The following is a 21,423-nucleotide window of genomic DNA, read 5'->3' as shown; positions in this document are numbered from 1 at the left end:
CCCACACCCCGCGCTTGATTCCTTGACCCAGCTACGTGCGCGTCTCCCTTTGATCGCGGGACGACGAACTCAGGGGAACGGCGGCAACGGCGAGAGACACCGCCGACTCAGCAGAAACTTCTTTCACGCCGGGACTTCTGAATCTAGGGGCCCGGTCAGCTTGGAACGATTGTGAGGACACGATGCAAAACAACACGGACAAGCAGCGTGGCACGCGGCATCAGTTTGGTCTGGGGACGGCAAACCCGCACACGATGCTATCGCCATCGCAGAGACAAGCCCTGCACGATGCATTGGCTGGACGCGCGCTGGCTGTGTGCTTTGGTTCTGGCGTTGACTCGACCGCGATGCTTGTCGCGCTTCGTGCGGCGGACCTGCCTCCCAACGTGATTACATTTGCAGACACCGGTGGCGAAAAAGAGGAAACCATCGCGCACGTGGACAAGATGAACGAGGTTCTTCTCTCATGGGGTTGGCCTCAGATCAACGTGTGCCGCAAGGTTCCTCTCGCATCAACAGGTTACTCCGACCTATACAGCAATTGCCTCGCAAATGAGACGCTGCCTTCGTTGGCATTCGGAATGAAATCCTGCAGCATCAAATGGAAGCAATCACCGCAAGACCAGTTTCTGAAGGGCGCGAAGTCTGGCCCGAATGCAAGGCCGCCGCATCCGCTTTGGATGTCAACTCGGGCAGCTGGAGAACGAATCGTCAAGCTGATCGGTTACGACTGCGGCCGGGCCGACATGCGCCGATCGAAAGGCCTGAAGCCGTCAGACGCCGATTTCGATTACGTCTACCCGTTGCAACTTGTGCGCTGGGCTCGCCGGGACTGCGTTCGCGCCATCACCGAAGCAATCGGCGCTGCGATGGTGCCGGTCAAGTCCGCGTGTTTCTTTTGTCCAGCCTCGAAGCAATGGGAACTGTATTGGCTGGCCGCATATCATCCTGACCTTCTCGAGCGGGCGTTGCTCATGGAGCGAAATGCGCTTACTGGCCGACACAGCCGGTTTGATACCGTCGAATTCGGTGCGAGCTGGGAGGAGCTTGTACGAAGCGCTGACCGCTTTCCGAGTACGTCGACAACAGTGGGCCTCGGTCGCAGCTTCGCATGGAACCAGTGGGCGCGTGTGAACGATGTTGTCGATGCCAATTTTCGAGTGAAGCGCAGAGATGCCGACCGTGCCAGGTTTGCGTTGCTGTCCGACGGGCTGAGGGACGAGGACAATGCGCTCGATTCGCGCAGCCCTGGCATTCCCATTGTTCCCGTCCCGGTTGCCGAGCAGATGCAGTTGGTGGGGGAGTGACCGGCATCACGCATTCGACTAGACGGATGAGGTATAGCCATCCATCAGGACTTCTCATGATTAATGCTGGAAAGTATCTCATCATCATGGCCTGCTCTGCGACAAAGCTGGAGCGGCCGGCGCGGGCGTTCGATCTCTATCAGGGCGTGATGTATAGCACGTTCCGTGCGAATGTCTCGCGCGTGGCACGTCCCGAGGTCATGATCCTGTCGGCGCGCCACGGCTTTGTGTGCGCGGATACGGTCATCGCGCCTTACGAACAGCGAATGACAGCGGAGCGTGCTAACGCAATGCTGAGTGATCTCCCGAGCTACTTGTGCGAGGGTTGGCCCGCGCAAGCTCGCAACGTGTTGCTGGTCGGCGGCAAGGAATATCGGCGGGTGATGCGAGCCGCCGTGTCGCACCTGTCGAGGACCGGGCGTGTGGCTTCGGACGCGAGCGTTGACGAAACGAGCGGTGGCATCGGCTACCAGCGGTCACAACTTGGCGCGTATCTTCGGGCAATCGCGAAGTCGGACGGCCACGTGGTCGGGTTCCACCAAAACGGCCAGCCGCTTTATCGTCGGCTCGGTGCATACGTCGTCGGCGATACCGTCCAGGTTGTCTACCGTGCGAGGCCGGACCTTCCGGCACGGCCGGCGCGCATAGAGGAGCTGTTCGACGGTCCCCGCGGCGACACCGCGAGCATCGCTATGCTCGACGTCAAACCCGGTGCTCCGGCGCAGAGCTGGATCGCCTTGGCCGATCTGCAGCCGATCAACGCCTGACGACGTGACCTGGTTAGCCGCGGCGTGAGAGCCACGCCGCGGCGAAAATTTCGCGCGCGGTTAGGGCTTTGCCCTTCCCGCGCGTTGCACGGCGAAGAAGTGTCGCTGTGCTGCTATGCGCACAGCGATGAGGCGCTCGCCGCGCGGCATTTCGCTTCGCCGCGGCTCCTCGTGCCGCATTCCCGTCCCCCTCGTTCGCCGTCCTTTTCTCGCGACCGTAGCCACGTCCTACGCTGCGTCAAGGCGCGCGGGGCCGTGTCAGTCGCTGTTCGCTCCATCCCGCCCCAGCACCCCACGCTTGATTCCTTGACCCCGCTACGTCCGTGTCTCCTTTGATCGCGGGACGACGAACTCAGGGGAACGGCGGCAACGACGAGAGACGCCGCGGACTCAGCAGAAACAACTTTTTACGCCGGGACTCGGAATCTAGGGGCCCGGCGTGCATTGAGAGGTGTGACATGACCATAGCTCGATACAGCATCGCCTATTACGGACTGGATCGTTACGGCATGCCGTACGTGATGGTGTCCGACGAATGGCGCGAAGTAGGGGGAGGGCGCTCGGGCGCCGTCGCGCGAACGTTCATTGACTGCGACAGCGTCGAACACGCGCAGCAGGTCGCCCATCGTCAGAACTGCCACCTTGTCCACGAACTGAAATAAGGAACCGCCAACCATGAAACGCGTGAGAACCGTAAAAAGCACTGACATCAAGCAGGAACTGACCGACCGCATTGTGAAGGCCATCGAAGACGGCCGGATGTCGCCAGCGAAGCTTTGGGCGCGCAGCGCCAATGGTGGTCTGCCGGTTAACTACGCGACGAAAAACGCCTATAGCGGAGCCAATATTCTTCTGCTCTGGCTTGAGGGTGCGGATCGCGGTTTTAAGCGTAACGAGTGGATGACATACAACCAGGCGCTGGACATCGGCGCACAGGTGCGTCGCGGGGCAAAGGGTTGCCGTCTGGTGCGGTTCAATAAGGTTGAGCGTGTCGACCCGGAGACTGGCGAAGTCGAATTTTTCCCAGCCCCGGTCTCATTCAGTGTGTTTAACGTCGAAGAGATTGACGGTGTTGCGCCCGCGGCGCGATTTGACGAATTTGAACCCGTTGATGCGGCCGAACAGATCCTTAAGCGCTCGGGCGCGCGCATCATCGAAACTGGCGAGCGCGCCTTCTATCGCGAGAGCACGGACGAGTGTTTCTTGCCGGAGCGCACACGCTTCGCTTGCGCGGCGAATTTCTACCATGTGGCAACGCATGAATTGATGCATTGGACCGGGCACCGATCGCGACTCGCGCGGGACTTCAGCGGCCGGTTTGGTGACGAGGCATATGCGTTCGAGGAACTGGTCGCCGAACTTGGCTCCGCCTTCTGTCTGGCACGCATCGGCATGCACGAGGGCCGGCTCGAGTATCACGCGTCCTATCTTGACTCTTGGCTTCGCGTCCTGAGAAGGGACAAGAACGCACTGTTTACCGCGGCTAGCCGTGCCGGCGACGCGTACTCCCACGTGATGAAGCTCGCCCGGATGTCTGAAGCGCCGACGGTGCAAATGCTGGCGGCAGCGTGAGGCGCCGGCCGAACCGATTACGCAGTAGCTACCAGCCCTGACGGTCAGTGATGGACCGTCACCCCGCTTGCGCGCCGTTGGCGCTGAACATGCGACATGTCGCAGGAGAAAAAGCAATGTCCGAATCATGCAACGCCGTCTCGCCAGTCACCCACGCGCAGCAGCTGACGTTCGAGGCGTTCTGCCGCGAAGCCAGCGTGAAGCCGCTTGAAAATCACGGCAGGACGGCCGAGGTCTACTTCCGGGGGAAAAGTCTCGGCTTTGTCGATCACCTGGGCGTCCCTGCGTTGTTGCAGGCTCACGAGCGCGAAGTGAACAACGCGCTGTATTTTCATTCAGCGGATGCGGTCAACTTTGGTGACAGGATGACGTTACCCAGCGCAGCGGCGCTCAGCGAATATCCCGCGCTCAGGAGGAAGTTTCCGGAAGCTGCGGCCAAGGTTCTGCGAGAGGCGAGCACGTACGAAGCGACTTGGGGCGAGTCCTACGCGACGCCCGGCACGCACATTGTCAGGCCGGAATTTTTCTCTGAGTCCCTCGGCTACGACAGCGACGACGTCGACCGCATCGGCGGTCTCGAAGTCGGGGAGTCGCTGACACTGGATGCAGGGGATCACGTCGTGCGTCGAATAGGCTGAAGCCCTCAACGTTATATTCAACCTTGGCCTCTGCTTGTTCCACCGGACAGCAGGGGCCTTTCGTATGCCGCCGCGTGAGCGGGCCACACCGTCTTTCCTAGAGCAGCATCCAGCCGGGGCACGGCAACTCGCTTGCCAGGCTTACGCCTGACACGCCAGTTGCAGTCCCGCGCCCCGGTGAACGTCACCACACGCATGACGAGCTTCGCTCTCTTGCGCTATCAATTCGACAGAACGTCGCTCCGCGGCGCTATCGCTTGCTACGCGAGGACGCGCTCGCCGCGCGGCGTTTCGCTTCGCCGGCAAGCACCTCTCTCTACCGAATTCCCGTCCCCCTCGTGCGCCGTCCTTTTCTCGCGATCGTAGCCACGCCTTGCGCTGCGTCAAGGCGCGCGGGGCCGTGTCAGTCGCTAGTCGCTCCATCCCGCCCCACACCCCGCGCTTGATTCCTTGACCCAGCTACGTGCGCGTCTCCCTTTGATCGCGGGACGACGAACTCAGGGGAACGGCGGCAACGGCGAGAGACACCGCCGACTCAGTAGAAACATCTTTTGGGCCGGGACTTCGGAATCTAGGGGCCCGGTCAGCTCAAACCAACAGAGGGCATATGACGTTTGACGATTACAGGAAGCGCTTTCCGGCAACGCGCAGTTTCCAACGTTACACCAGCGAGCAGCGCGCAAACCATGCGTCAAGCCACCGGCTGCGACATAACCAGCGCATCGCGGTTGGCGAGTATTTCTACGTGCATGAGCACGTGCCCGGTATCTCGTTTCCGAAGCGTCACGCAGCGGAGCGGGCAGGCTACGAAAAGCACCTGCAGACCGTCGACCATGCGCCCGTCGCTGAGCGGCAGCCTGATGCCTCGCAGACGCCGCAACCTGTCCACCTGACCCATACCGGGCCGGCTGCAGGTGCAACGCTGTGCGGCGCAGCGCGCAACGGCAGCACTGGCCATCACGCCGTATATGCGCCGGTCGAGCGCGACGAGTACCGCGCTCGTTGTTGCGCGACCTGCCTGAAAGTTTTCGCCCTCTCATGGGACGCCGACGAGATCAAACCCGAATGGGTCAGCAGTGTTCTTTCCGCTGATGCGCAAGAAGTCGCCAACACTCAAATCCCTCTTTTCGCTTAACAGGAGCACATCGATGCAAATCGAACTTACGCTGTCGGCCGAAGCCATCGCCAACGACGCCATCACAACGGCCAAGAAAACCACAGCGCACCTTGCACGCGTCGAGCGCGTGTTTGAAGCCATGCGCAGCGTGATTGAAGGACCAGACGCCCGGCTTAAGCACTACAAGGCTGATTTTTACGAGCACGATCGTGCCTATCTGCAGCGCACCTACGCGACCGGTTTGTACGGATGGGTGATCCGCGAAAGCGGCACTCATCTTGTTCAACTCGGCCGCCATCCGCGCATGAACGAGGAATTGGACGCGGCCTTGAAGACGGGGCCTAGCCGCGATTGCTACGTGGTCGATGCGCGCACGGCTACAGTAAGGCCAGTCTCCGAAGCGAAACTCCGCGAAGAAATGTCCCGACTCACTTACGTGGCGGGCAAGCACTGCGTTGGAAAGAGCGGCAGGACGATCGCTCTGATGGACGTCACCATGACGCCCTGGTCGCACGGCAAGTCGCCGCAAGGCATTGTGAAGTTCACGTCCGTCGACGTGCCGCTGAGTCACGAGGATTTGGTAGCGCTCGCGCAGATTGGCCCGAGCGAAGTGATCCGCGCCTCGCACTCTCTGTTCACCGGGACCCAGTCTATCGAACTCGACGGCAGCAACCTATTCGATTTGATCGAGCAGCGTGCGGAATAGGTCGCACACCACGACGCGGAGCCCGCTGGGCTCTTCGTCCCTTTCGCATGCGAAAGAGGAGGGTTTCGCGCTGGCAGTCAGCCGGGCCGGGGCAAGTTGCCCGCCAGGCGTTCGCCTGTCGCGCCCCTTGCGTATTCCCCGTCCCGGCGAACAACGGCGGTTCGCTCTAGGGCTTCGCCCGGCGCTCGCCACCCAAGTCAGTCGCGTCGCGTTGCTCCGCGAAGGGGCGCTCCCGCGCGGGCCTTTCGCGCTTGCGCATACGTCGCGTGCCATCCATTCCCCGTCACCGCCCATACCCGCGACCTTAGCCGGATCGTCCTGACGTCAAGGCGTGCGTGGCCGTGTTGGCGCTGCGCGCCTGCCCGCCCCAACACCCCGCACTTGCCTCCTTGACGCACGGCCTCAACCGGCTCTCGAAGTCGCAGGGCGATGAACTCAGGGGAACGGCGGCAACGCTGTCACCGAGAAGCGCCCGCCGAAAGGAAACCCCCACGAAGGGCTCCGAATCTTGGGGCCCGGTCAGCAAAAACAGGAGCTATGCCATGACACGACGCGACACAAAACCCGAATCACACACAATCGTCTTTGTTGAGCAGGAACAGGGCTTGACCGAACTGGTGGTCGAACTGCAACGCTCTGTTATCGGGGCGACCGGTTACGAGTTTTTGGGAACCATTCAATTGCGAGCGATGGTCACCGGCCACAGCGCGCAATCGTTCGGGCATCGCGTCACGTTTGATGGCCGCAACGCTGAACTGGACGAACTGCGCGCAGCGGTTCGAAAGATCGAACGCATCCGCACTCGCACGATGAAGGACGACAAGGCGTTGGGTGAGGCTGCGACCTTTGCCGAGTTTGCACGGCGCGCACTCGTAGCTGCTGGTGTCGCAAAGGTGCATGTCGCGCGTGACCTCGCAGGCCGTCCCCGTAACGCTGCGAACTACATCACGGCGAGCACGGCGAACGGAGGCGAAGTTATCGACGCTATCGGGCGTTTGGAAACAATCGCACTGACCTTGTTCGGCAAGCGTGCGGAGGCAGCATGAGCGCGCAACTCGTTGAGCGTTGGGAAGGCGGCGGAAAGGCAGGGCGCTATCAGATCGACGTGATGCGTTTCGAACCTCGCCCCGGTCGGGAGTTTTTCGACGTTCGCCTTTCGCGCGACGCCAGACAGTACGAGTCGAAGCTCGCACGCACACCCGCCGAGGCGCGGGATCGCGTACAGCACGCCGTCGATTGGGCGCTGTCCTATGGCCCTGCGCCGTATAAGCGCACCTTCCGCGACGCGAAGCTCGCTCCGGTCGTTCGCGATGCCGAGCCGCTGCTGACGGTACAGGCCAATCGTTGCGAACTTGCGGCAAAGCTGGCCCTATTCCTCGTTAAGCGCACCGGTAGTCGCATCGAAAAATGGAGCGGGACGCTTCTGGCCGCCGAGCAGCGCGCGCTCTTTGGGCGCTTCTTCGGCAAGGGCACGCTGACCATCGACGGCAAACGCGAGCGCATCAAACACACCGTATCTTGCTCGTTCGGCATGAGCCGTGAAGTGACTGCGGACGTAGCGTGGGCCGACCTGTGACGCAATACGCGCACGCGATCCACTTTTCCTGACCAATCAGTTGGGGCGCTTCTCGCAAGCGCTTCACTTACACATCGACCGATCATGCAACGTAACCAATCGACAAGTCTGACGCTCCCGGAGCGCTGGCCGCTTCATACGCAGGATCCAGTTCGCAGCGCGCAAATCCGCGTCCTGCTGAACACCATCGTTACGGATGCGCTTGCATTCTGGAGGCGAGCACCGGGTCGCACGTGGGGCGACATCAGCCGTCTGGTTCTTCGCCAGATGGTAACGCTCGATCGGCTGTACCCCGAGGCGGGCATTCTTGATTCGCCACCCAAACGCGTGGCCGTCCAGTTCTTCGCGGCAAACGTGGACACCCGGATCAGCAGCTTTGGCCGCCGCGAAGGCGACCCGCCGACGCCCGCCGTTGCTCGGCTGATAAATGCCTTGCGTGACGCACCGCGTATACCGCCGGCCATATCGCAGGCTCGCAGCACCCATGCACCGCAGGAAGCACACGGGGCATAGCGCACCGTCATCAAATCAGACCACAAAGTAAGGGGAGTTTCATGGAACATGCGCAGCAGGCATCGCAAACCGAGAAGGCCATTTATCAGAACGGAAGAGGCTACCGTGTCGAAGCTGCGACGATAGGCGACCCGGTCGAATTTTTTGCCGAAGGGGGTGGCTTTGTCTGTCGCATGCCGCGAGCCGAATTCGACGTGCAATTCACGGTGGCTGCGCAACCCCAGTTCGCACGAGTCGCCGTCGCAGGCGCGTGGATGGACGATGGAATCGCGTTGCCCGCATACAGCGATGGGGTTCGCTGGAACGGCTGGCTGATGCCGTACTTTACGCGCGAAGTGGCGATGCGCCTGATCCCGCTTGTAGACAGTCTCAGGTACGACGAAACGCGCGACGTGTTCGTTGCGCTGGACCCGAACGAAGGCGACGAAATCGTGTACGGAGCCGAAGAAATCCGCGTGGGTAACGACGATGTTGTCACCTATTCGATCGGGGCCGGTGAATGGTGTTGGCAGGAAGCGGATCCGAAGCCGCACGAAGCGCCCGTACACGACGCGTAACTGCATTTGACCGGGTGCCTATCACCTTGTGACGCCGGCCGAGTGCCGGCGTTGCTGTTTCCGGTACCGCCGCAGCAATCCAGCCGAGACGCGGCACCTTGCGTGCCAGGCTGCGCCGTCACGCAAGCTGATGACTTCGCGTCCCGGTGAACATGCACCAACGTTCTTGGGACTGCGCCGCGTCCCGCGGACTTGCCCCGGCGCGTGCCATCCCCTCCAGCCTCGCTGCCGCCAGCAGCTCGGTTAGCGCGCTCGCCGCGCGGGGCATTTCGCTTCGTCACAGACCTCTCTGTGCCGAATTCCCGTCCCCCTCGTTCGCCGTCCTTTTCTCGCGACCGTAGCCACGTCCTGCGCTGCGTCAAGGCGCGCGCGGCCGTGTCAGTCGCTGTTCGCTCCATCCCGCCCCACACCCCGCGCTTGAATCCTTGACCCAGCTACGTCCGCGTCTCCTTTGATCGCGGGACGACGAACTCAGGGGAACGGCGGCAGCGGCGAGAGACGCTGCCGACTCAGCAGAAACAACTTTTTACGCCGGGACTCGGAATCTAGGGTTCCGGTCAGCTCAAATCAATTCGGTAACGAGATGGCAAACAAAAGCGCAGTACGCAAGCATGACACCACGGCCGGGCAACATCAAACGGCACTGGCGAAGATGATTCGCAGCCTTAGCTACGCTCGCCACACGCACGAGGTATTTTCAGACTTCATAGAGCTTTCGGCTCTGTCGATCAGCAATGCCGTCGACAAGGTGCATTACGAAAGGCGCGAGGCGCGTTACCTCGATATCGTGGGCAAGTACAAGAAAGAGGAGGTGGCCCTGTTCCCGCAGATGTTTGGCGAACTGGTTCTCTGCTACGAGGATCGGATAGCCGGATCGTTCAACGAAGAGACTGGATTGCCCCGTGGTGGACTGGCAGACGTGCTCGGGTCTCTTTACATGATGTTCGAGCTTGGGAACGAGAGGACCGGCCAGTTTTTTACGCCGTTTGAAGTGTCAAAATTGATGGCGATGGTGTTGGTCGGAGACGGGGTCGAAGTGAAGCGAAAGGGCTTTCTTCGTCTGAACGAACCCGCATGCGGCGCCGGCGGAATGGTGATCGCGTATGCCGATGCGCTGCTCGATGCCGGGATCAACTATCAGAATTCGATGCATGCAATCTGCGTCGACATCGATCCCCGATGCGTTCACATGGCTTACCTGCAACTTTCCCTGCTGCACATCCCAGGGGTTGTTGTCCACGGAAACGCTCTTTCCCTCGAAGAGTGGGGTCATTGGTACACCCCTGCGCATATCCTTGGCGGATGGCGAGCCCGTCTCGCTCGTGAAACTGAGCGCGAGAGGGCGGAGACAGAGGCATTGGCCCTGCTCAATCCCCCGGATGCGGAGCATGTCCCGCAGATCGATCCGCAGCCGAGTGATCCGGTGCCGGTTGTGAGGGCTCCTGCAACCGAACCGGTTGCGATCGACTTCAAGAAACTGGAGCAGCTCGCTCTGTTCTGAACGACCACATTTCCCTCAATCCTAGCCGGCGATCGCCGGCGATTTCGTTTTCGGTGCCGCGAGTGCATAGGACCGCATCCAGCCGTGCCGCTGCACCTTGCGCGCCTGGCTTCGCCCGTCATGCAAGCCGACAGCACCGCGTCACGGAGCAAGGTCACCCCCGCTCTTGGGACTACGCCGCGTCCCGCGGACTTGCCCCGGCGCGTGCCATCCCCTCCAGCCTCGCTGCCTGCAGCAGCTCGGTAAGCGCGCTCGCCGCGCGAGGCGTTTCGCTTCGCCGCAGACCTCTCTGTGCCGAATTCCCGTCCCCCTCGTTCGCCGTCCTTTTCTCGCGATCGTAGCCACAGCCTGCACTGCGTCAAGGCGCGCGGGGCCGTGTCAGTCGCTTAACGCTCCATCCCGCCCCAGCACCCCGCGCTTGATCCCTTGACTCAGCTCCGTCCGCGTCTCCTTTTGATCGCGGGACGACGAACTCAGGGGAACGGCGGCAACGACGAGAGGCACCGCCAACTCAGCAGAAACAACCTTAACGCCGGGACTCGGAATCTAGGGTTCCGGTGGACACACTCAGTAAACCCCGCACTGGAGCAATACGCAATGCACATGTCCACGATTCCCATGCACGACCGCCCGCTGGCTGTGCATGGTCTCATCAGCTATAGGCTCAAAGGGCCTTACGCCTGGATCATGCTTGGCGCGCAGAACCATGCAGCTGCTATGGATGAAGCTGCTCGAAGTACACGCGATCCAAAGCGAGAGGCTCTGCAGGTATGGGATGGCTCCGAGTATGTCGACGTGGATTGGACCAAGGCAACATTTCTGCCCGCGACGGGCGAAGGAGAAAACTTAGTATGAACGCAGCCAAGGAGCTTCACGAACGCGAATGCCGTTACGCCCGCCTGCATCATCAGATGCGCATGCGGGATCTGTCGTGGCGTCGCCCGCTCGACTCGACAGATCTCAGGCTTTCTGAAGACAGCCGCCAGATTCTCAACGGAGAGAAGCTACTGACGCGCTGCGTCGATCTCAACGATACGGCATACCTCGCGGAACTCGACGCATTCGAGGCAGAGCAGGCCGCGCGGGCAAAGAAGGGCTACTACGAGCCGGATTGGGAGACGTACACGCTGATCAGTCAGGTCGCGGACGTGGCCGAGGCGATGGATCGCTATTACAAGTCCGATCGGCTTAACCGTCCAGGCGGAACGCGTGAGCGGCTGATTGCCCACAATCAGGCGGAATACAACACGAAGGGCTTTGCCTGTATCGCCAGTTATCACGATTCGATGACGGGACACTCTATCTTTGTTCGCCCTGCCGAGCAGGGGCTCGCGATCTGGAGCAGCGACTTCGCATAACCGCGAGTATCACGAAGAACGCCGGCCGAGTGCCGGCGTTGTTGTTTCCGGTACCGCCGTAGCGATCCAGCCGAGACGCGGCACCTTGCCCGCCTGGCTGCGCCCGTCACGCAAGCTGACAACCTCGCGTCCCGGTGAAGTGCACCAACGCTCTTGGGACTGCGCCGCGTCCCGCGGACTTGCCCCGGCGCGTACCATCCCCTTCAGCCTCGCTGCCTGCAGCAGCTCGGTTAGCGCGCTCGCCGCGCGGGGCGTTTCGCTTCGTCGCGGGCCTCTCTGTGCCGAATTCCCGTCCCCCTCGTTCGCCGTCCTTTTCTCGCGACCGTAGCCGCGTCCTGCGCTGCGTCAAGGCGCGCGGGGCCGTGTCAGTCACTAGTCGCTCCATCCCGCCCCAGCACCCCGCGCTTGATTCCTTGACTCAGCTCCGTCCGCGTCTCCTTTGATCGCGGGACGACGAACTCAGGGGAACGGCGGCAACGACGAGAGAGGCTGCCGACTCAGCAGAAACATCTTTTTACGCCGGGACTCGAAATCTAGGGGCCCGGTCAGCTCAAACCTTAAGGACAACTGTAAATGCAAACTCTCAGCGCCACCTATTCGCCGGAAGATAACAAGCTGCGCCTGTATTCGACTTCACGTCTGGATTCGGAGCTATACGCTCGCGTAAAAGAGGCCGGTTTCATCTTCGCGCCAAAGCAGGATCTTTTCGTCGCGCCGATGTGGACACCCGCGCGCGAGGACCTTCTGCTTGAGCTTTGCGGTGAAGTTGGCGACGAAGATATGAGTCTGGTAGATCGGGCGGAAGATAGAGCGGACCGGTTCGAAGACTATAGCGAAAAGCGAGCCACCGAGGCGGTCACCGCGCGCGAGGGTGTCGCGGCGATCACGGGCCATATCCCGCTTGGACAGCCTATTCTCGTTGGACATCATAGCGAGCGCCGAGCACGCCGCGACGCCGAGCGCATCGAAAGCGGCATGCGCCGTGCGGTAAATCTTTGGGAAACGTCCGAGTATTGGACACGTCGCGCATCCGGAGCACTGCGCCATGCGCAATACAAGCAGCAGCCCGGCGTGCGTCATCGCCGCATGAAGACGCTGGAGGCCGACCTTCGGAAACACCAGCGCGAAAGCAACGAAGCAAGCGAGAACCTCACGAAATGGCAGGCCGAAGGCCTGACGATGGAGCGGGCCAAGCGCATCGCAGCGTTTGACCACGTTTCGATTTACGAGGAGGGTAAGACCTGGGGCACGTCGATCTGTTCGCTGCTGACCGACGACAAAATGACCGTCGAGCAGGCGAGCAAGCATTGCATTTCAGTGCACACCAAAAACATCGCTTGGCGTCAGCGTTGGATCTTGCATTTGCAAAACCGGCTCGCGTACGAACGCGCGATGCTGGATGAAACGGGCGGCCTTGTGTCCGACCGCTACGACATCAAGCCAGGCGGACGCGTGCTTGTCGATGACGAATGGCTGGTCGTGATACGCGTCAATCGCGCAAGCGGGCGTATCAATAGCGTGACGACCAGCGCGCCCGCTGTCGTTCATTGGCGCAATGAATGGAAATATGGCATCGAGGCAGTGAAGGACTACCGCGGGCCGGAAGCGAAAGACACGGAAGCATTGAAGGCCAAGAAAAAGCAGCCCCCGCTCGTGAACTACCCCGGTGAGGGTTTTCTCGAAATGACTGCTGCAGAGTGGAAGAACCGGCCGGACGACTATAAGAGCATCCGGAAGATTGGCAGCAACGACAAACACGGCGTGCACCGCGTACGTCGCGCGCTGGTCACTGGCGCCGGCTACAGGTTGGCGCAGGTGTTCGTCACGGACGCGAAGCGCGTCGACCTGCCCGCGCCGGAAAGCGGTACGCCCGCGCCCGCCACATTTGAGCGCCAACGGGAGCCGGTAAGCGTTGAGCCACACGCGGCACAGCACGCGGCCCCTGTTCAAACGCCAGATCAAAAGCCCGTCTTCGACGGCCTGCGTGATTTGCTGCGATCTGGTGTGCAAGTTGTCAGCGCGCCGCAACTGTTCCCGACGCCCGCTGTCACAGCTGCGCGCATGGTAGAGAGGGCAGCCGTCGAGCCGGGGCAGTCTGTCGGCGAGTTCAGCGCCGGAACGGGGCGGATTCTCGACGCGATTTTTGAGGCTATCGACCGTAGCACTATCAGCGTTACAGCCGTCGAGATAAACCAGACGCTTTCTCGAACGCTCGCTACGTCGTATAGCGATATCAAGGTCGTATGCGCGGACTTCCTGACGTGTGGCGCTGAGCTGGGGATGTTCGATCGCATAATCATCAATCCGCCGTTCGCAAATGGCCAGGATATCGCCCACATTTCACACGCGCTCGACTTTCTAAAACCGGGCGGGCGTCTGGTTGCTATCTGTGCGAACGGCCCGCGCCAGAAGGAAAAACTTTTGCCGCTGGTTGAGGCTCGAAGCGGTACGTGGGAAGAGCTACCAGAAGGAACGTTTGTAGTATCGGGCACGAATGTTCGCACCTTGCTCCTGACGATCGATAATTAACTGTAGATGCGGCCGTGGCTTTCGCGGCCGCAAATCAAGAGATAAAAACATGCTGGCTACCGCATACCGTACCGCTTCGATTGCAGCTCTTAGCGCGCTTTGCGCCTGCGCGCAGATGCAGCCACCACAAACACAGGCGCACGGAAACATGAAGCCAGGCGCGATTTACATCTACCAGCCGACGAAGCCCGCAGGCCTCGCCGGCGCGGGTGAGTTCACGCTCTCGCCTGATGGAAAAATCCACGTCATCAACCCCGATCAGGCCGCCACGCAGTAACCCGCGAACGCGCGTAAGTTGCCACCGACGCCGGCCGAGTGCCGGCGTTGTTGTTTCCGGTACCGCCGCAGCCATCCAGCCGAGACGCGGCACCTTGCCCGCCTGGCTGCGCCCGTCATGCAAGCTGACAACCTCGCGTCCCGGTGAACATGCCCCCCCGCTCTTGGGGCCGCACCGCGTCCCGCGGATTTGCCCCGGCGCGCGCCATCCCCTCCAGCCTCGCTGCCTGCTGCAGCTCGGTTAGCGCGCTCGCCGCGCGGGGCGTTTCGCTTCGTCGCAGACCTCTCTGTGCCGAATTCCCGTCCCCCTCGTTCGCCGTCCTTTTCTCGCGATCGTAGCCACGTCCTGCGCTGCGTCAAGGCGCGCGGGGCCGTGTCAGTCGCTGAACGCTCCATCCCGCCCCAGCACCCCGCGCTTGATCCCTTGACCCAGCTACGTCCGCGTCTCCTTTGATCGCGGGACGACGAACTCAGGGGAACGGCGGCAACGGCGAGAGACACCGCCAACTCAGCAGAAACAACCTTAACGCCGGGACTCGGAATCTAGGGTTCCGGTCAGCTTTAAAGGACACAGCAATGATCAAAGCCGAAGAAGCCACCGATTACCAGCGGTGCATCTATCCACACAAATTCGATCGCATCGAGGTAACCGGGTCGTTTTTCACTGGCCCCGCACCGGGCACGTATTTGCGTGCCGATTTCGAGCGTCCGAGGGAGTCCGTCTCTTTTTCGCTGCTTGGCGCGTGGCACTGCCAATACGCGAGCGGTCCGAGTCTTTTTGCACTGGCAGACATGGCCGGGGAGATTCTCGGCATCCGTGGCTTTTATGGCCTTGGCACTGCGCGGCACATCAACTGAACAACAGCAAGCCGCGCGACGGTATGGCTACCAAAACCGAAAATCATAGGGGAAGAATATGAAACTGACAAAGGCACAAACGAAGCTGATGACGGAAGTAAACAAGCTCGTCGCACTTGATCGTCGACTGACGGAGGATGAACGGCTGTTCGTGCTCGAAAACTTTCAGGAGGGCGCAACTCACGACAACGGCGCGATGGGTGCGTTTTTCACGCCATGGGGCCTTGCGCGCGATTTTTCCTTTGAAGTGCCGAGCGGTTGCCGGGCGATCGTTGATCTGTGCGCGGGGATTGGTTCGCTGGCGCATGCGTGCGAAGAAAAGGCGAAGTCAATCGTGTGCGTTGAGCGCGCTGCGCGGAATACGTGCGTGTTGGCCGCAAGGTGATGCCCGATGCAACATGGATTCACGCGGACGTGTTCGGTGATTGGTGGAAGGAGTTTGAGCTGTTCGACGCTGCGATTTCGAACCCGCCCTTTGGCCGCATCAAGGCGGATTACGAAGGCCGCTATAGGGGCGCAGAGTTCGAATACAAAGTGATCGAACTGGCTTCGCGCATCGCTCGACACGGCACGTTCATCGTGCCCCAGCCGTCCGCGCCTTTTCGTTATTCGGGTGTTACCTGCTTCAGCCAGAGCGTGGGGGAGAAGTGCCGGAAATTCATAGATCAGACCGGGATTTCGCTCGACGTCAATTGCGGGATCGACACGGAATCGTATCGCGGCAAATGGCACGGCGTTTCCCCCGTCTGTGAGGTCGTACTTTGCGATTTCGAATCTGTTGAGGAAGCAGCGCCACCAGACGTGCGCGCCGTTCCAATAGCCGCCAGCGCGACGTCTGTGGAGCAACTGGACCTGTTCTCGATGATGGTTTGATCGCGTCGCCCGCTGGACTGGATAGCGGGCAGCCGCAACACAGTCAATTACCTTAGAGGAGAAAACATGCCCTATCGGCAGGTGTTTGAAAGTCCCGAGCGGTTCACGGTGCATAACGGCGTGAACGTGTACCACTGTTACCACGATGACGACGTGGATCAGGGGCAGATGGAATATTGGTTCACTACTTCGTTTGCAGAGGGCGAAGGGTCAGGGTTCAGCTTCGATGTCCGCGCACTCAGGGATGGCCGTCCAGCCGATACCGACGACGAGAAAAGGCAGATCATTGCCGACGCCCTGGATCAGGGCCTCATCGAGGTCGCGGAGGACAATTCCGGCCCAGACGCGGAGCCTCCAACTGACAATGTTTGCGAAGCTTGACCCGACGCCGGCCGAGTGCCGGCGTTGTTGTTTGCGGTACCGCTGCAGCAATCCAGCCGGGACGCGGCACCTTGCGCGCCTGGCTACGCCCGTCACGCAAGCTGACAACCTCGCGTCCCGGTGACCATGCACCCCCGCTCTTGGGACTGCGCCGCGTCCCGCGCCTTGCCCCGGCGCGTGCCATCCCCTTCAGCCTCGCTGCCCGCAGCAGCTCGGTGAGCGCGCTCGCCGCGCGGGGCGTTTCGCTTCGTCGCAGACCTCTCTGTGCCGAATTCCCGTCCCCCTCGTTCGCCGTCCTTTTCTCGCGACCGTAGCCGCGTCCTGCGCTGCGTCAAGGCGCGCGGGGCCGTGTCAGTCGCCAGTCGCTCCATCCCGCCCCAGCACCCCGCGCTTGATCCCTTGACCCAGCTACGTCCGCGTCTCCTTTGATCGCGGGACGACGAACTCAGGGGAACGGCGGCAGCGACGAGAGACGCCGCCGACTCAGCAGAAACAACTTTTTACGCCGGGACTCGGAATCTCGGGACCCGGTCAGCTCAAACCTTAAGGAGCAAAACCCATGTCCGACGCAGTGAGACCCATCGATCCGGCAACGCTTTCGCGCAAGCAGAAGCTCACGCTCATTTATCGACACGAGCACCGCGATTACAAGGGCAGGGCAGGTCCGCGGTGGGGAGACCACGAGGGCGAAAAAACGATCATGGTGAACGAGAAGGGCGCGACCGTTCTAACGTTGCTCGAAACTCTGAGCGATGACCAGATCGCGAACAAGTTGCCGTATGCGCTGAAAAAGGAAGCCGAGCGTCTGGCGAAGGTGGTAGCGGCATGAGCCAACGCGCCCCAATCGAAACGACCATCCACGATGCCGAGGGCGTGGTGTTCCGTTACACCCTAAAGACAACCGGGCAATCCAGTGATCGCCTTGGAGCCTGCGAGGTGTGCGGCCAGCACGCAAGTGACGTCTATCACCTTATTGGTTCGTCGCTGTTCGAACGCGTGTACCGCCAGCACCGCGACCCGGAGCGTTTTGGCTGGACTCATGCGACGAACACATTCGGTCATGCCGATTGTCTCGCTGCGCGACGTATAGGCGTCGAGGTCATGAAAGCGCCACCCGGCCAGATCAACGGAATTTTCAAACTCGACGTCAACGGCACTGACGTGCTGATCCATCGGGATGAAGAGGGTTTCAAGGTGCATGTAGCAGACCGCTACGAAGGTCTGTTCTCGACGTTGCTACGCGCATACCGGTTCGCGTATATGGCCGCCAAGCATCCCGAGCGGCGCAGGCCGATTACTTCTTAACTTGATTTTAACGGGGTCGCTCAGGCGGCCCAGCGAGGTGTTTCTCATGCAACAACAAGCACAGACCGAATGTTCCGACGCGACGCGCGTCAAGCACATAGACGTGACGCCTACATGGACGGCTTTGATGCCTCTCCTGTTGGCAGCGCTCGAGAACGGAACCCATACGGGCCGAGGCAACGCTCTGCGCAGTCTCATCGAACTTGCCGAGAAGGCGGACGCAGCGCATGAAATGCACAAGCGCATGCGTGCAGCGCTCGACGCGCTGGCCAAGGCGTGGCCGAAAGCGTTTGGCTTGAGCGATGCCGAGCAAAAGGCGCTGATCGAGGTAGCGGAACTGCTCGCGATAACGGCACCGAAACCGATTCGCTTGCTCGACGCGGACACTGCCGACCACTGAGCATCCCTGCCTAGCGTGGCAGCGTCTGAGGATCGGGAATGAACGACGCCGGCCGAGTGTCGGCGTTGTTGGTTCCGGTACCGCCGCAGCGATCCAGCCGGAGCGCGGCATCTTGCCCGCCTGGCTGCGCCCGTCACGCAAGGCGCCAACCTCGCGCCCCGGAACATATACATCCCCGCTCTTGGGACTGCGCCGCGTCCCGCGGACTTGCCCCGGCGCGTGCCATCCCCACCAGCCTCGCTGCCGGCAGCAGCTCGGTTAGCGCGCTCGCCGCGCGGGGCGTTTCGCTTCGTCGCAGACCTCTCTGTGCCGAATTCCCGTCCCCCTCGTTCGCCGTCCTTTTCTCGCGATCGTAGCCACGTCCTGCGCTGCGTCAAGGCGCGCGGGGCCGTGTCAGTCGCTAGTCGCTCCATCCCGCCCCAGCACCCCGCGCTTGATCCCTTGACCCCGCTACGTCCGTGTCTCCTTTGATCGCGGGACGACGAACTCAGGGGAACGGCGGCAGCGACGAGAGAGGCTGCCGACTCAGCGAAAACAACTTTCTACGCCGGGACTCGGAATCTAGGGGCCCGGTCAGCCCACACCGATAGCGAGGAACGTATGTCTTGTACGGAGCAGGACCGTTTGCATCACGGTCTTTACGAAATGATGGATAACCCACGGAAGGAAGCGGTTGACGACGCGTTCGACAAAGTGGTGGCGGCACTGCATGACCGGGGTTTTGCGGCCGCGAATGATGACAGCGCCGAAAGCTTGATCGGCGCTATCGCTTGGTACTTGCTTGCATCGACGGAGAAACATCTTGGCTGAAATTATTGAAATCGGGTCATCACCGTGTGATGAAGAAAGCGCGCAGGTCGGGCAACCCGATTACCCCGAACGTAGTAGAGCCGAATGCAAGGCGTTCATCAACCAGATCAAACGTGCATTGGGCGATCCGCCCGAAGGCGTCACCCTCTACACCAAGAGTAATCCCCACGATCTGGGCACGTATCGCGAGGTCGCCGCCAAGGTCCATGCGCTGGGAATGGATGCCCGCGAAGAGGCGCTCGACTACGCCTACCGCTGCGAAGGAGAGTCGCCAGCAGTGTGGGACGACGAGGCCCGCGCGGAACTCGCCGAAGCAGGTTTCCCCGTGCCCGTCCAGGACTGACCGACATGTTCCATACCGTTGCCTACAAAGGCCACTACATCCACCTGTCCTATGTCAACAACGTCGAGCACGTCCAGACGCAGATCATTACGCCCGAAAGCGGATTCGACCTCAAGCCTCGCAGGACTTTAGTGGGAGCCAAGCGCGCCATCACAAGGCACGTTCAAGCCAGCTCCAACCCTGCATTCACCAGCTAACCCACTAGAAACGGGGTGAGTCCTTGGCTCACCCAGAGGAGAAAGCGCCATGCGCTTTAAACGATACGAGCGGTACGAGTTTCGGGACACATCGCGCAAGCGCGCTGCGTTCGCCCGAAAGCAGCGGATCGAACGCGAATCGATGCCGCTCTTTGCGGACCAGATCGAGGCGGACCAGATATCCGCCGATGAGGAAATGGTCCAACGTCGCGAGCGGTGCATTCGTCAGACGCTCACCGATCGCCAGAGTCGCGCGAACGACTGGCGCAGAGCGCGCAAGCGGGCAGGGGACTACCCCGAGCCAATCCGCCGTGCGTTGCTTGCGTACTGGCAGCGATGCATGTGGCCAGCAGACCCGACCTACCTACTGTCTATGCTGCATATGTACGACACCGGTCGCCTAGAGCTTCCGGACTCGCTGTAGGACCTCGACGCCGTCCGAATGTCGGCGTTGTTGTTTGCGGTACCGCAGCTGGCCTCCAGCCGGATGCGCTGGCACCTTGCCCGCCTGGCCGCTGCGCTGCCCGTCATGCAAGCCGCGGGCTTCGCGCCCCGGTGCATGTAGATCTCGCTCTTGAGGCTGCGTCCTGCAGACTTGCCCCGGCGCATGCCATCCCCGCCAGCTTCGCCGCGAGTCGCGGCTCAGTCGATAGGCTGCTCTCTGTCGTTCGCACCCACACACATTTCGCCTCCGACCGACGCAGAGCATTACGCGCAGGTGTCGTTCGGACAGCGCGAGAGACCAAGCATTCACTGCCCGGCACCCACGTTCTGCCGCCGCGGCGCCGTGGCCGGCTGAACAGCGCTGCGCAAGAATTCTCGCAGCACTGCCCATGCCTTCAAGGGCTTTCGCGGCATAAAGCGGCCGTGTACCACGGCCGTTTATTCCACGTCCCATGACCCCGGCTTCGGGGCGACCGCACTGATGCGCCGAGCAGTACCGAAACCCAGTGGTTGATCGGTGCTGCTCACTTTCCCACACCTCTCAGGAGCGCATCCATGGGCCGTTTGATCTTGGGCGATTGCCTTTCCGTTTTCCCCTCCATTCCAGATGGATCTGTCGATTTAATCGTCACGGACCCACCGTACCTCGTGAACTACCAAGATCGCAGCGGTAGGTCGATCGCAAACGACCAGAACGATGACTGGCTTGTACCCGCGTTCGCGCAGATGCATCGAGTGTTGCGACGCGACACGACTTGCGTCAGTTTCTACGGATGGACCAAGGTGGATTTGTTTTTTGACGCCTGGAGAAAGGCGGGCTTTCGCGTCATCGGGCATATCGTATTTAACAAAGGCTACGCATCGAAGAGCCGTTACCTACGTTACCAGCATGAGTCGGCGTATCTACTTGCCAAGGGTAATCCTCCGCTGCCGGCGCAACCGTTGCCCGATGTTATGCCATGGGAATATTCGGGCAACCGCTTGCACCCAACTCAAAAGCCAGTAGGCGCTCTCGCTCCCTTGATCGAGAGTTTCTCCCGCCCGATGGATATTGTGCTCGACCCGTTCGCCGGATCTGGCTCGACATGTGCCGCCGCGCACCAGGTCGGACGCCGATACGTTGGGATCGAGATCGATCCGGTCTACCACGCGAATGCCGTTCGCCGGCTTGACGCGCTTGCTCCAAAGGCGGCCGCATAGCATGCCGCCGGGGCCGCTTGGCGAGCGGCCCTGCTTTCCGTTCGAATCCTGCACCATCGGTTCGGGCGGGGCCTAGCACTCGAGCCGGGGTGAGACCCTCTCCCCGGGACATATATATCCCCGCTCTTGGGGCCGCACCGCGTCCCGCGGACTTGCCCCGGCGCATGCCATCCCCTCCAGCCTCGCTGCCTGCTG

Annotated in this window: 28 protein-coding genes; all 28 read left to right on the top strand. The window is 61.3% G+C overall.

All coding sequences use genetic code 11. The annotated features are described in order from the left end of the window. Window positions 1-182: 182 nt before the first annotated feature. Entirely contained in the window at window positions 183-1,307 is a 1,125-nt protein-coding gene (locus tag KHO30_RS35830) for an adenine nucleotide alpha hydrolase family protein (protein ID WP_211703734.1), read from the top strand. 56 nt (window positions 1,308-1,363) lie between these two features. Beyond that, the gene (locus KHO30_RS35825) at window positions 1,364-2,074 is read left to right on the top strand and encodes a DUF6884 domain-containing protein (RefSeq protein ID WP_211703733.1); all 711 of its coding nucleotides are present in this window, start codon (window positions 1,364-1,366) and stop codon (window positions 2,072-2,074) included. Window positions 2,075-2,532: 458 nt separating this feature from the next. Then, window positions 2,533-2,736, top strand: coding sequence for a hypothetical protein (locus KHO30_RS35820; protein WP_211703732.1), 204 nt, complete (start codon window positions 2,533-2,535; stop codon window positions 2,734-2,736). A 13-nt stretch (window positions 2,737-2,749) separates the two neighbouring features. Further along, window positions 2,750-3,646, top strand: a complete 897-nt coding sequence (locus KHO30_RS35815) for an ArdC family protein (RefSeq protein ID WP_211703731.1) — start codon at window positions 2,750-2,752, stop codon at window positions 3,644-3,646. Window positions 3,647-3,762: 116 nt separating this feature from the next. Continuing rightward, entirely contained in the window at window positions 3,763-4,284 is a 522-nt protein-coding gene (locus tag KHO30_RS35810) for a hypothetical protein (protein WP_211703730.1), read from the top strand. A 607-nt stretch (window positions 4,285-4,891) separates the two neighbouring features. Beyond that, a complete protein-coding gene (locus KHO30_RS35805) occupies window positions 4,892-5,419 on the top strand; it encodes a hypothetical protein (protein ID WP_211703729.1) in 528 nt (175 codons plus the stop codon). Between the two features lie 13 nt (window positions 5,420-5,432). After that, window positions 5,433-6,107, top strand: coding sequence for a hypothetical protein (locus KHO30_RS35800; RefSeq protein WP_211703728.1), 675 nt, complete (start codon window positions 5,433-5,435; stop codon window positions 6,105-6,107). 341 nt (window positions 6,108-6,448) lie between these two features. After that, window positions 6,449-7,153: a hypothetical protein gene (locus KHO30_RS35795; RefSeq protein WP_211703727.1), complete on the top strand. Its 705-nt coding sequence runs from the start codon at window positions 6,449-6,451 to the stop codon at window positions 7,151-7,153. Further along, on the top strand, window positions 7,150-7,683 hold the full coding sequence (locus KHO30_RS35790; protein WP_211703726.1) for a hypothetical protein: 534 nt from the start codon (window positions 7,150-7,152) through the stop codon (window positions 7,681-7,683). The genes KHO30_RS35795 and KHO30_RS35790 overlap by 4 nt, the downstream gene beginning before the upstream one ends. Window positions 7,684-7,767: 84 nt before the next feature. After that, the gene (locus tag KHO30_RS35785; RefSeq protein WP_211703725.1) at window positions 7,768-8,196 is read left to right on the top strand and encodes a hypothetical protein; all 429 of its coding nucleotides are present in this window, start codon (window positions 7,768-7,770) and stop codon (window positions 8,194-8,196) included. 41 nt (window positions 8,197-8,237) lie between these two features. Continuing rightward, window positions 8,238-8,753, top strand: a complete 516-nt coding sequence (locus KHO30_RS35780; protein ID WP_211703724.1) for a hypothetical protein — start codon at window positions 8,238-8,240, stop codon at window positions 8,751-8,753. 583 nt (window positions 8,754-9,336) lie between these two features. Continuing rightward, window positions 9,337-10,254: an N-6 DNA methylase gene (locus KHO30_RS35775; RefSeq protein WP_244864218.1), complete on the top strand. Its 918-nt coding sequence runs from the start codon at window positions 9,337-9,339 to the stop codon at window positions 10,252-10,254. A 603-nt stretch (window positions 10,255-10,857) separates the two neighbouring features. Beyond that, a complete protein-coding gene (locus KHO30_RS35770) occupies window positions 10,858-11,109 on the top strand; it encodes a hypothetical protein (protein WP_211703723.1) in 252 nt (83 codons plus the stop codon). After that, window positions 11,106-11,612: a hypothetical protein gene (locus KHO30_RS35765; protein WP_211703722.1), complete on the top strand. Its 507-nt coding sequence runs from the start codon at window positions 11,106-11,108 to the stop codon at window positions 11,610-11,612. Before KHO30_RS35770 ends, KHO30_RS35765 begins: the two co-directional genes overlap by 4 nt. Before the next feature lie 573 nt (window positions 11,613-12,185). Next, entirely contained in the window at window positions 12,186-14,141 is a 1,956-nt protein-coding gene (locus KHO30_RS35760) for a DUF3560 domain-containing protein (RefSeq protein ID WP_211703721.1), read from the top strand. A gap of 49 nt (window positions 14,142-14,190) precedes the next feature. Further along, complete coding sequence (locus KHO30_RS35755; protein WP_211703720.1) at window positions 14,191-14,418, top strand: hypothetical protein; 228 nt, start codon at window positions 14,191-14,193, stop codon at window positions 14,416-14,418. Between the two features lie 575 nt (window positions 14,419-14,993). Then, on the top strand, window positions 14,994-15,275 hold the full coding sequence (locus KHO30_RS35750) for a hypothetical protein (protein WP_211703719.1): 282 nt from the start codon (window positions 14,994-14,996) through the stop codon (window positions 15,273-15,275). 58 nt (window positions 15,276-15,333) lie between these two features. Beyond that, complete coding sequence (locus KHO30_RS35745) at window positions 15,334-15,660, top strand: class I SAM-dependent methyltransferase (protein WP_211703718.1); 327 nt, start codon at window positions 15,334-15,336, stop codon at window positions 15,658-15,660. Beyond that, on the top strand, window positions 15,660-16,148 hold the full coding sequence (locus tag KHO30_RS35740; RefSeq protein ID WP_211703717.1) for a class I SAM-dependent methyltransferase: 489 nt from the start codon (window positions 15,660-15,662) through the stop codon (window positions 16,146-16,148). The genes KHO30_RS35745 and KHO30_RS35740 overlap by 1 nt, the downstream gene beginning before the upstream one ends. A gap of 66 nt (window positions 16,149-16,214) precedes the next feature. Next, a complete protein-coding gene (locus KHO30_RS35735) occupies window positions 16,215-16,529 on the top strand; it encodes a hypothetical protein (protein ID WP_211703716.1) in 315 nt (104 codons plus the stop codon). Between the two features lie 559 nt (window positions 16,530-17,088). Beyond that, window positions 17,089-17,358 carry a hypothetical protein gene (locus KHO30_RS35730; protein ID WP_211703715.1) on the top strand — a complete coding sequence of 90 codons (270 nt, stop codon included), beginning with the start codon at window positions 17,089-17,091 and terminating at the stop codon, window positions 17,356-17,358. Continuing rightward, window positions 17,355-17,834 (top strand): hypothetical protein, encoded by a 480-nt coding sequence (locus tag KHO30_RS35725; RefSeq protein ID WP_211703714.1) that lies wholly within the window; start codon window positions 17,355-17,357, stop codon window positions 17,832-17,834. The genes KHO30_RS35730 and KHO30_RS35725 overlap by 4 nt, the downstream gene beginning before the upstream one ends. A gap of 46 nt (window positions 17,835-17,880) precedes the next feature. Further along, the gene (locus KHO30_RS35720) at window positions 17,881-18,234 is read left to right on the top strand and encodes a hypothetical protein (protein WP_211703713.1); all 354 of its coding nucleotides are present in this window, start codon (window positions 17,881-17,883) and stop codon (window positions 18,232-18,234) included. A gap of 624 nt (window positions 18,235-18,858) precedes the next feature. Next, complete coding sequence (locus KHO30_RS35715) at window positions 18,859-19,044, top strand: hypothetical protein (RefSeq protein WP_211703712.1); 186 nt, start codon at window positions 18,859-18,861, stop codon at window positions 19,042-19,044. Beyond that, a complete protein-coding gene (locus KHO30_RS35710) occupies window positions 19,037-19,387 on the top strand; it encodes a hypothetical protein (RefSeq protein WP_211703711.1) in 351 nt (116 codons plus the stop codon). The genes KHO30_RS35715 and KHO30_RS35710 overlap by 8 nt, the downstream gene beginning before the upstream one ends. A gap of 5 nt (window positions 19,388-19,392) precedes the next feature. Beyond that, window positions 19,393-19,584 carry a hypothetical protein gene (locus tag KHO30_RS35705; protein WP_121948085.1) on the top strand — a complete coding sequence of 64 codons (192 nt, stop codon included), beginning with the start codon at window positions 19,393-19,395 and terminating at the stop codon, window positions 19,582-19,584. Window positions 19,585-19,633: 49 nt separating this feature from the next. After that, entirely contained in the window at window positions 19,634-20,008 is a 375-nt protein-coding gene (locus tag KHO30_RS35700) for a hypothetical protein (protein WP_211703710.1), read from the top strand. A 575-nt stretch (window positions 20,009-20,583) separates the two neighbouring features. Next, a complete protein-coding gene (locus tag KHO30_RS35695) occupies window positions 20,584-21,228 on the top strand; it encodes a DNA methyltransferase (protein ID WP_211703709.1) in 645 nt (214 codons plus the stop codon). Window positions 21,229-21,423 lie beyond the last annotated feature (195 nt).

Source organism: Paraburkholderia aspalathi (genome assembly GCF_905220735.1).
GTDB lineage: Bacteria > Pseudomonadota > Gammaproteobacteria > Burkholderiales > Burkholderiaceae > Paraburkholderia > Paraburkholderia aspalathi.
This window is presented reverse-complemented; position numbering and strand designations above follow the sequence as displayed.

Bases quoted from the DNA above. Each gene is read 5' to 3' on its own strand.
- KHO30_RS35830 (WP_211703734.1), top strand. From the start codon at position 183: ATGCAAAACAACACGGACAAGCAGCGTGGCACGCGGCATCAGTTTGGT.
- KHO30_RS35825 (WP_211703733.1), top strand. From the start codon at position 1,364: ATGATTAATGCTGGAAAGTATCTCATCATCATGGCCTGCTCTGCGACA.
- KHO30_RS35820 (WP_211703732.1), top strand. From the start codon at position 2,533: ATGACCATAGCTCGATACAGCATCGCCTATTACGGACTGGATCGTTAC.
- KHO30_RS35815 (WP_211703731.1), top strand. From the start codon at position 2,750: ATGAAACGCGTGAGAACCGTAAAAAGCACTGACATCAAGCAGGAACTG.
- KHO30_RS35810 (WP_211703730.1), top strand. From the start codon at position 3,763: ATGTCCGAATCATGCAACGCCGTCTCGCCAGTCACCCACGCGCAGCAG.
- KHO30_RS35805 (WP_211703729.1), top strand. From the start codon at position 4,892: ATGACGTTTGACGATTACAGGAAGCGCTTTCCGGCAACGCGCAGTTTC.
- KHO30_RS35800 (WP_211703728.1), top strand. From the start codon at position 5,433: ATGCAAATCGAACTTACGCTGTCGGCCGAAGCCATCGCCAACGACGCC.
- KHO30_RS35790 (WP_211703726.1), top strand. From the start codon at position 7,150: ATGAGCGCGCAACTCGTTGAGCGTTGGGAAGGCGGCGGAAAGGCAGGG.
- KHO30_RS35785 (WP_211703725.1), top strand. From the start codon at position 7,768: ATGCAACGTAACCAATCGACAAGTCTGACGCTCCCGGAGCGCTGGCCG.
- KHO30_RS35780 (WP_211703724.1), top strand. From the start codon at position 8,238: ATGGAACATGCGCAGCAGGCATCGCAAACCGAGAAGGCCATTTATCAG.
- KHO30_RS35775 (WP_244864218.1), top strand. From the start codon at position 9,337: ATGGCAAACAAAAGCGCAGTACGCAAGCATGACACCACGGCCGGGCAA.
- KHO30_RS35770 (WP_211703723.1), top strand. From the start codon at position 10,858: ATGTCCACGATTCCCATGCACGACCGCCCGCTGGCTGTGCATGGTCTC.
- KHO30_RS35765 (WP_211703722.1), top strand. From the start codon at position 11,106: ATGAACGCAGCCAAGGAGCTTCACGAACGCGAATGCCGTTACGCCCGC.
- KHO30_RS35760 (WP_211703721.1), top strand. From the start codon at position 12,186: ATGCAAACTCTCAGCGCCACCTATTCGCCGGAAGATAACAAGCTGCGC.
- KHO30_RS35755 (WP_211703720.1), top strand. From the start codon at position 14,191: ATGCTGGCTACCGCATACCGTACCGCTTCGATTGCAGCTCTTAGCGCG.
- KHO30_RS35750 (WP_211703719.1), top strand. From the start codon at position 14,994: ATGATCAAAGCCGAAGAAGCCACCGATTACCAGCGGTGCATCTATCCA.
- KHO30_RS35745 (WP_211703718.1), top strand. From the start codon at position 15,334: ATGAAACTGACAAAGGCACAAACGAAGCTGATGACGGAAGTAAACAAG.
- KHO30_RS35740 (WP_211703717.1), top strand. From the start codon at position 15,660: ATGCCCGATGCAACATGGATTCACGCGGACGTGTTCGGTGATTGGTGG.
- KHO30_RS35735 (WP_211703716.1), top strand. From the start codon at position 16,215: ATGCCCTATCGGCAGGTGTTTGAAAGTCCCGAGCGGTTCACGGTGCAT.
- KHO30_RS35730 (WP_211703715.1), top strand. From the start codon at position 17,089: ATGTCCGACGCAGTGAGACCCATCGATCCGGCAACGCTTTCGCGCAAG.
- KHO30_RS35725 (WP_211703714.1), top strand. From the start codon at position 17,355: ATGAGCCAACGCGCCCCAATCGAAACGACCATCCACGATGCCGAGGGC.
- KHO30_RS35720 (WP_211703713.1), top strand. From the start codon at position 17,881: ATGCAACAACAAGCACAGACCGAATGTTCCGACGCGACGCGCGTCAAG.
- KHO30_RS35705 (WP_121948085.1), top strand. From the start codon at position 19,393: ATGTTCCATACCGTTGCCTACAAAGGCCACTACATCCACCTGTCCTAT.
- KHO30_RS35700 (WP_211703710.1), top strand. From the start codon at position 19,634: ATGCGCTTTAAACGATACGAGCGGTACGAGTTTCGGGACACATCGCGC.
- KHO30_RS35695 (WP_211703709.1), top strand. From the start codon at position 20,584: ATGGGCCGTTTGATCTTGGGCGATTGCCTTTCCGTTTTCCCCTCCATT.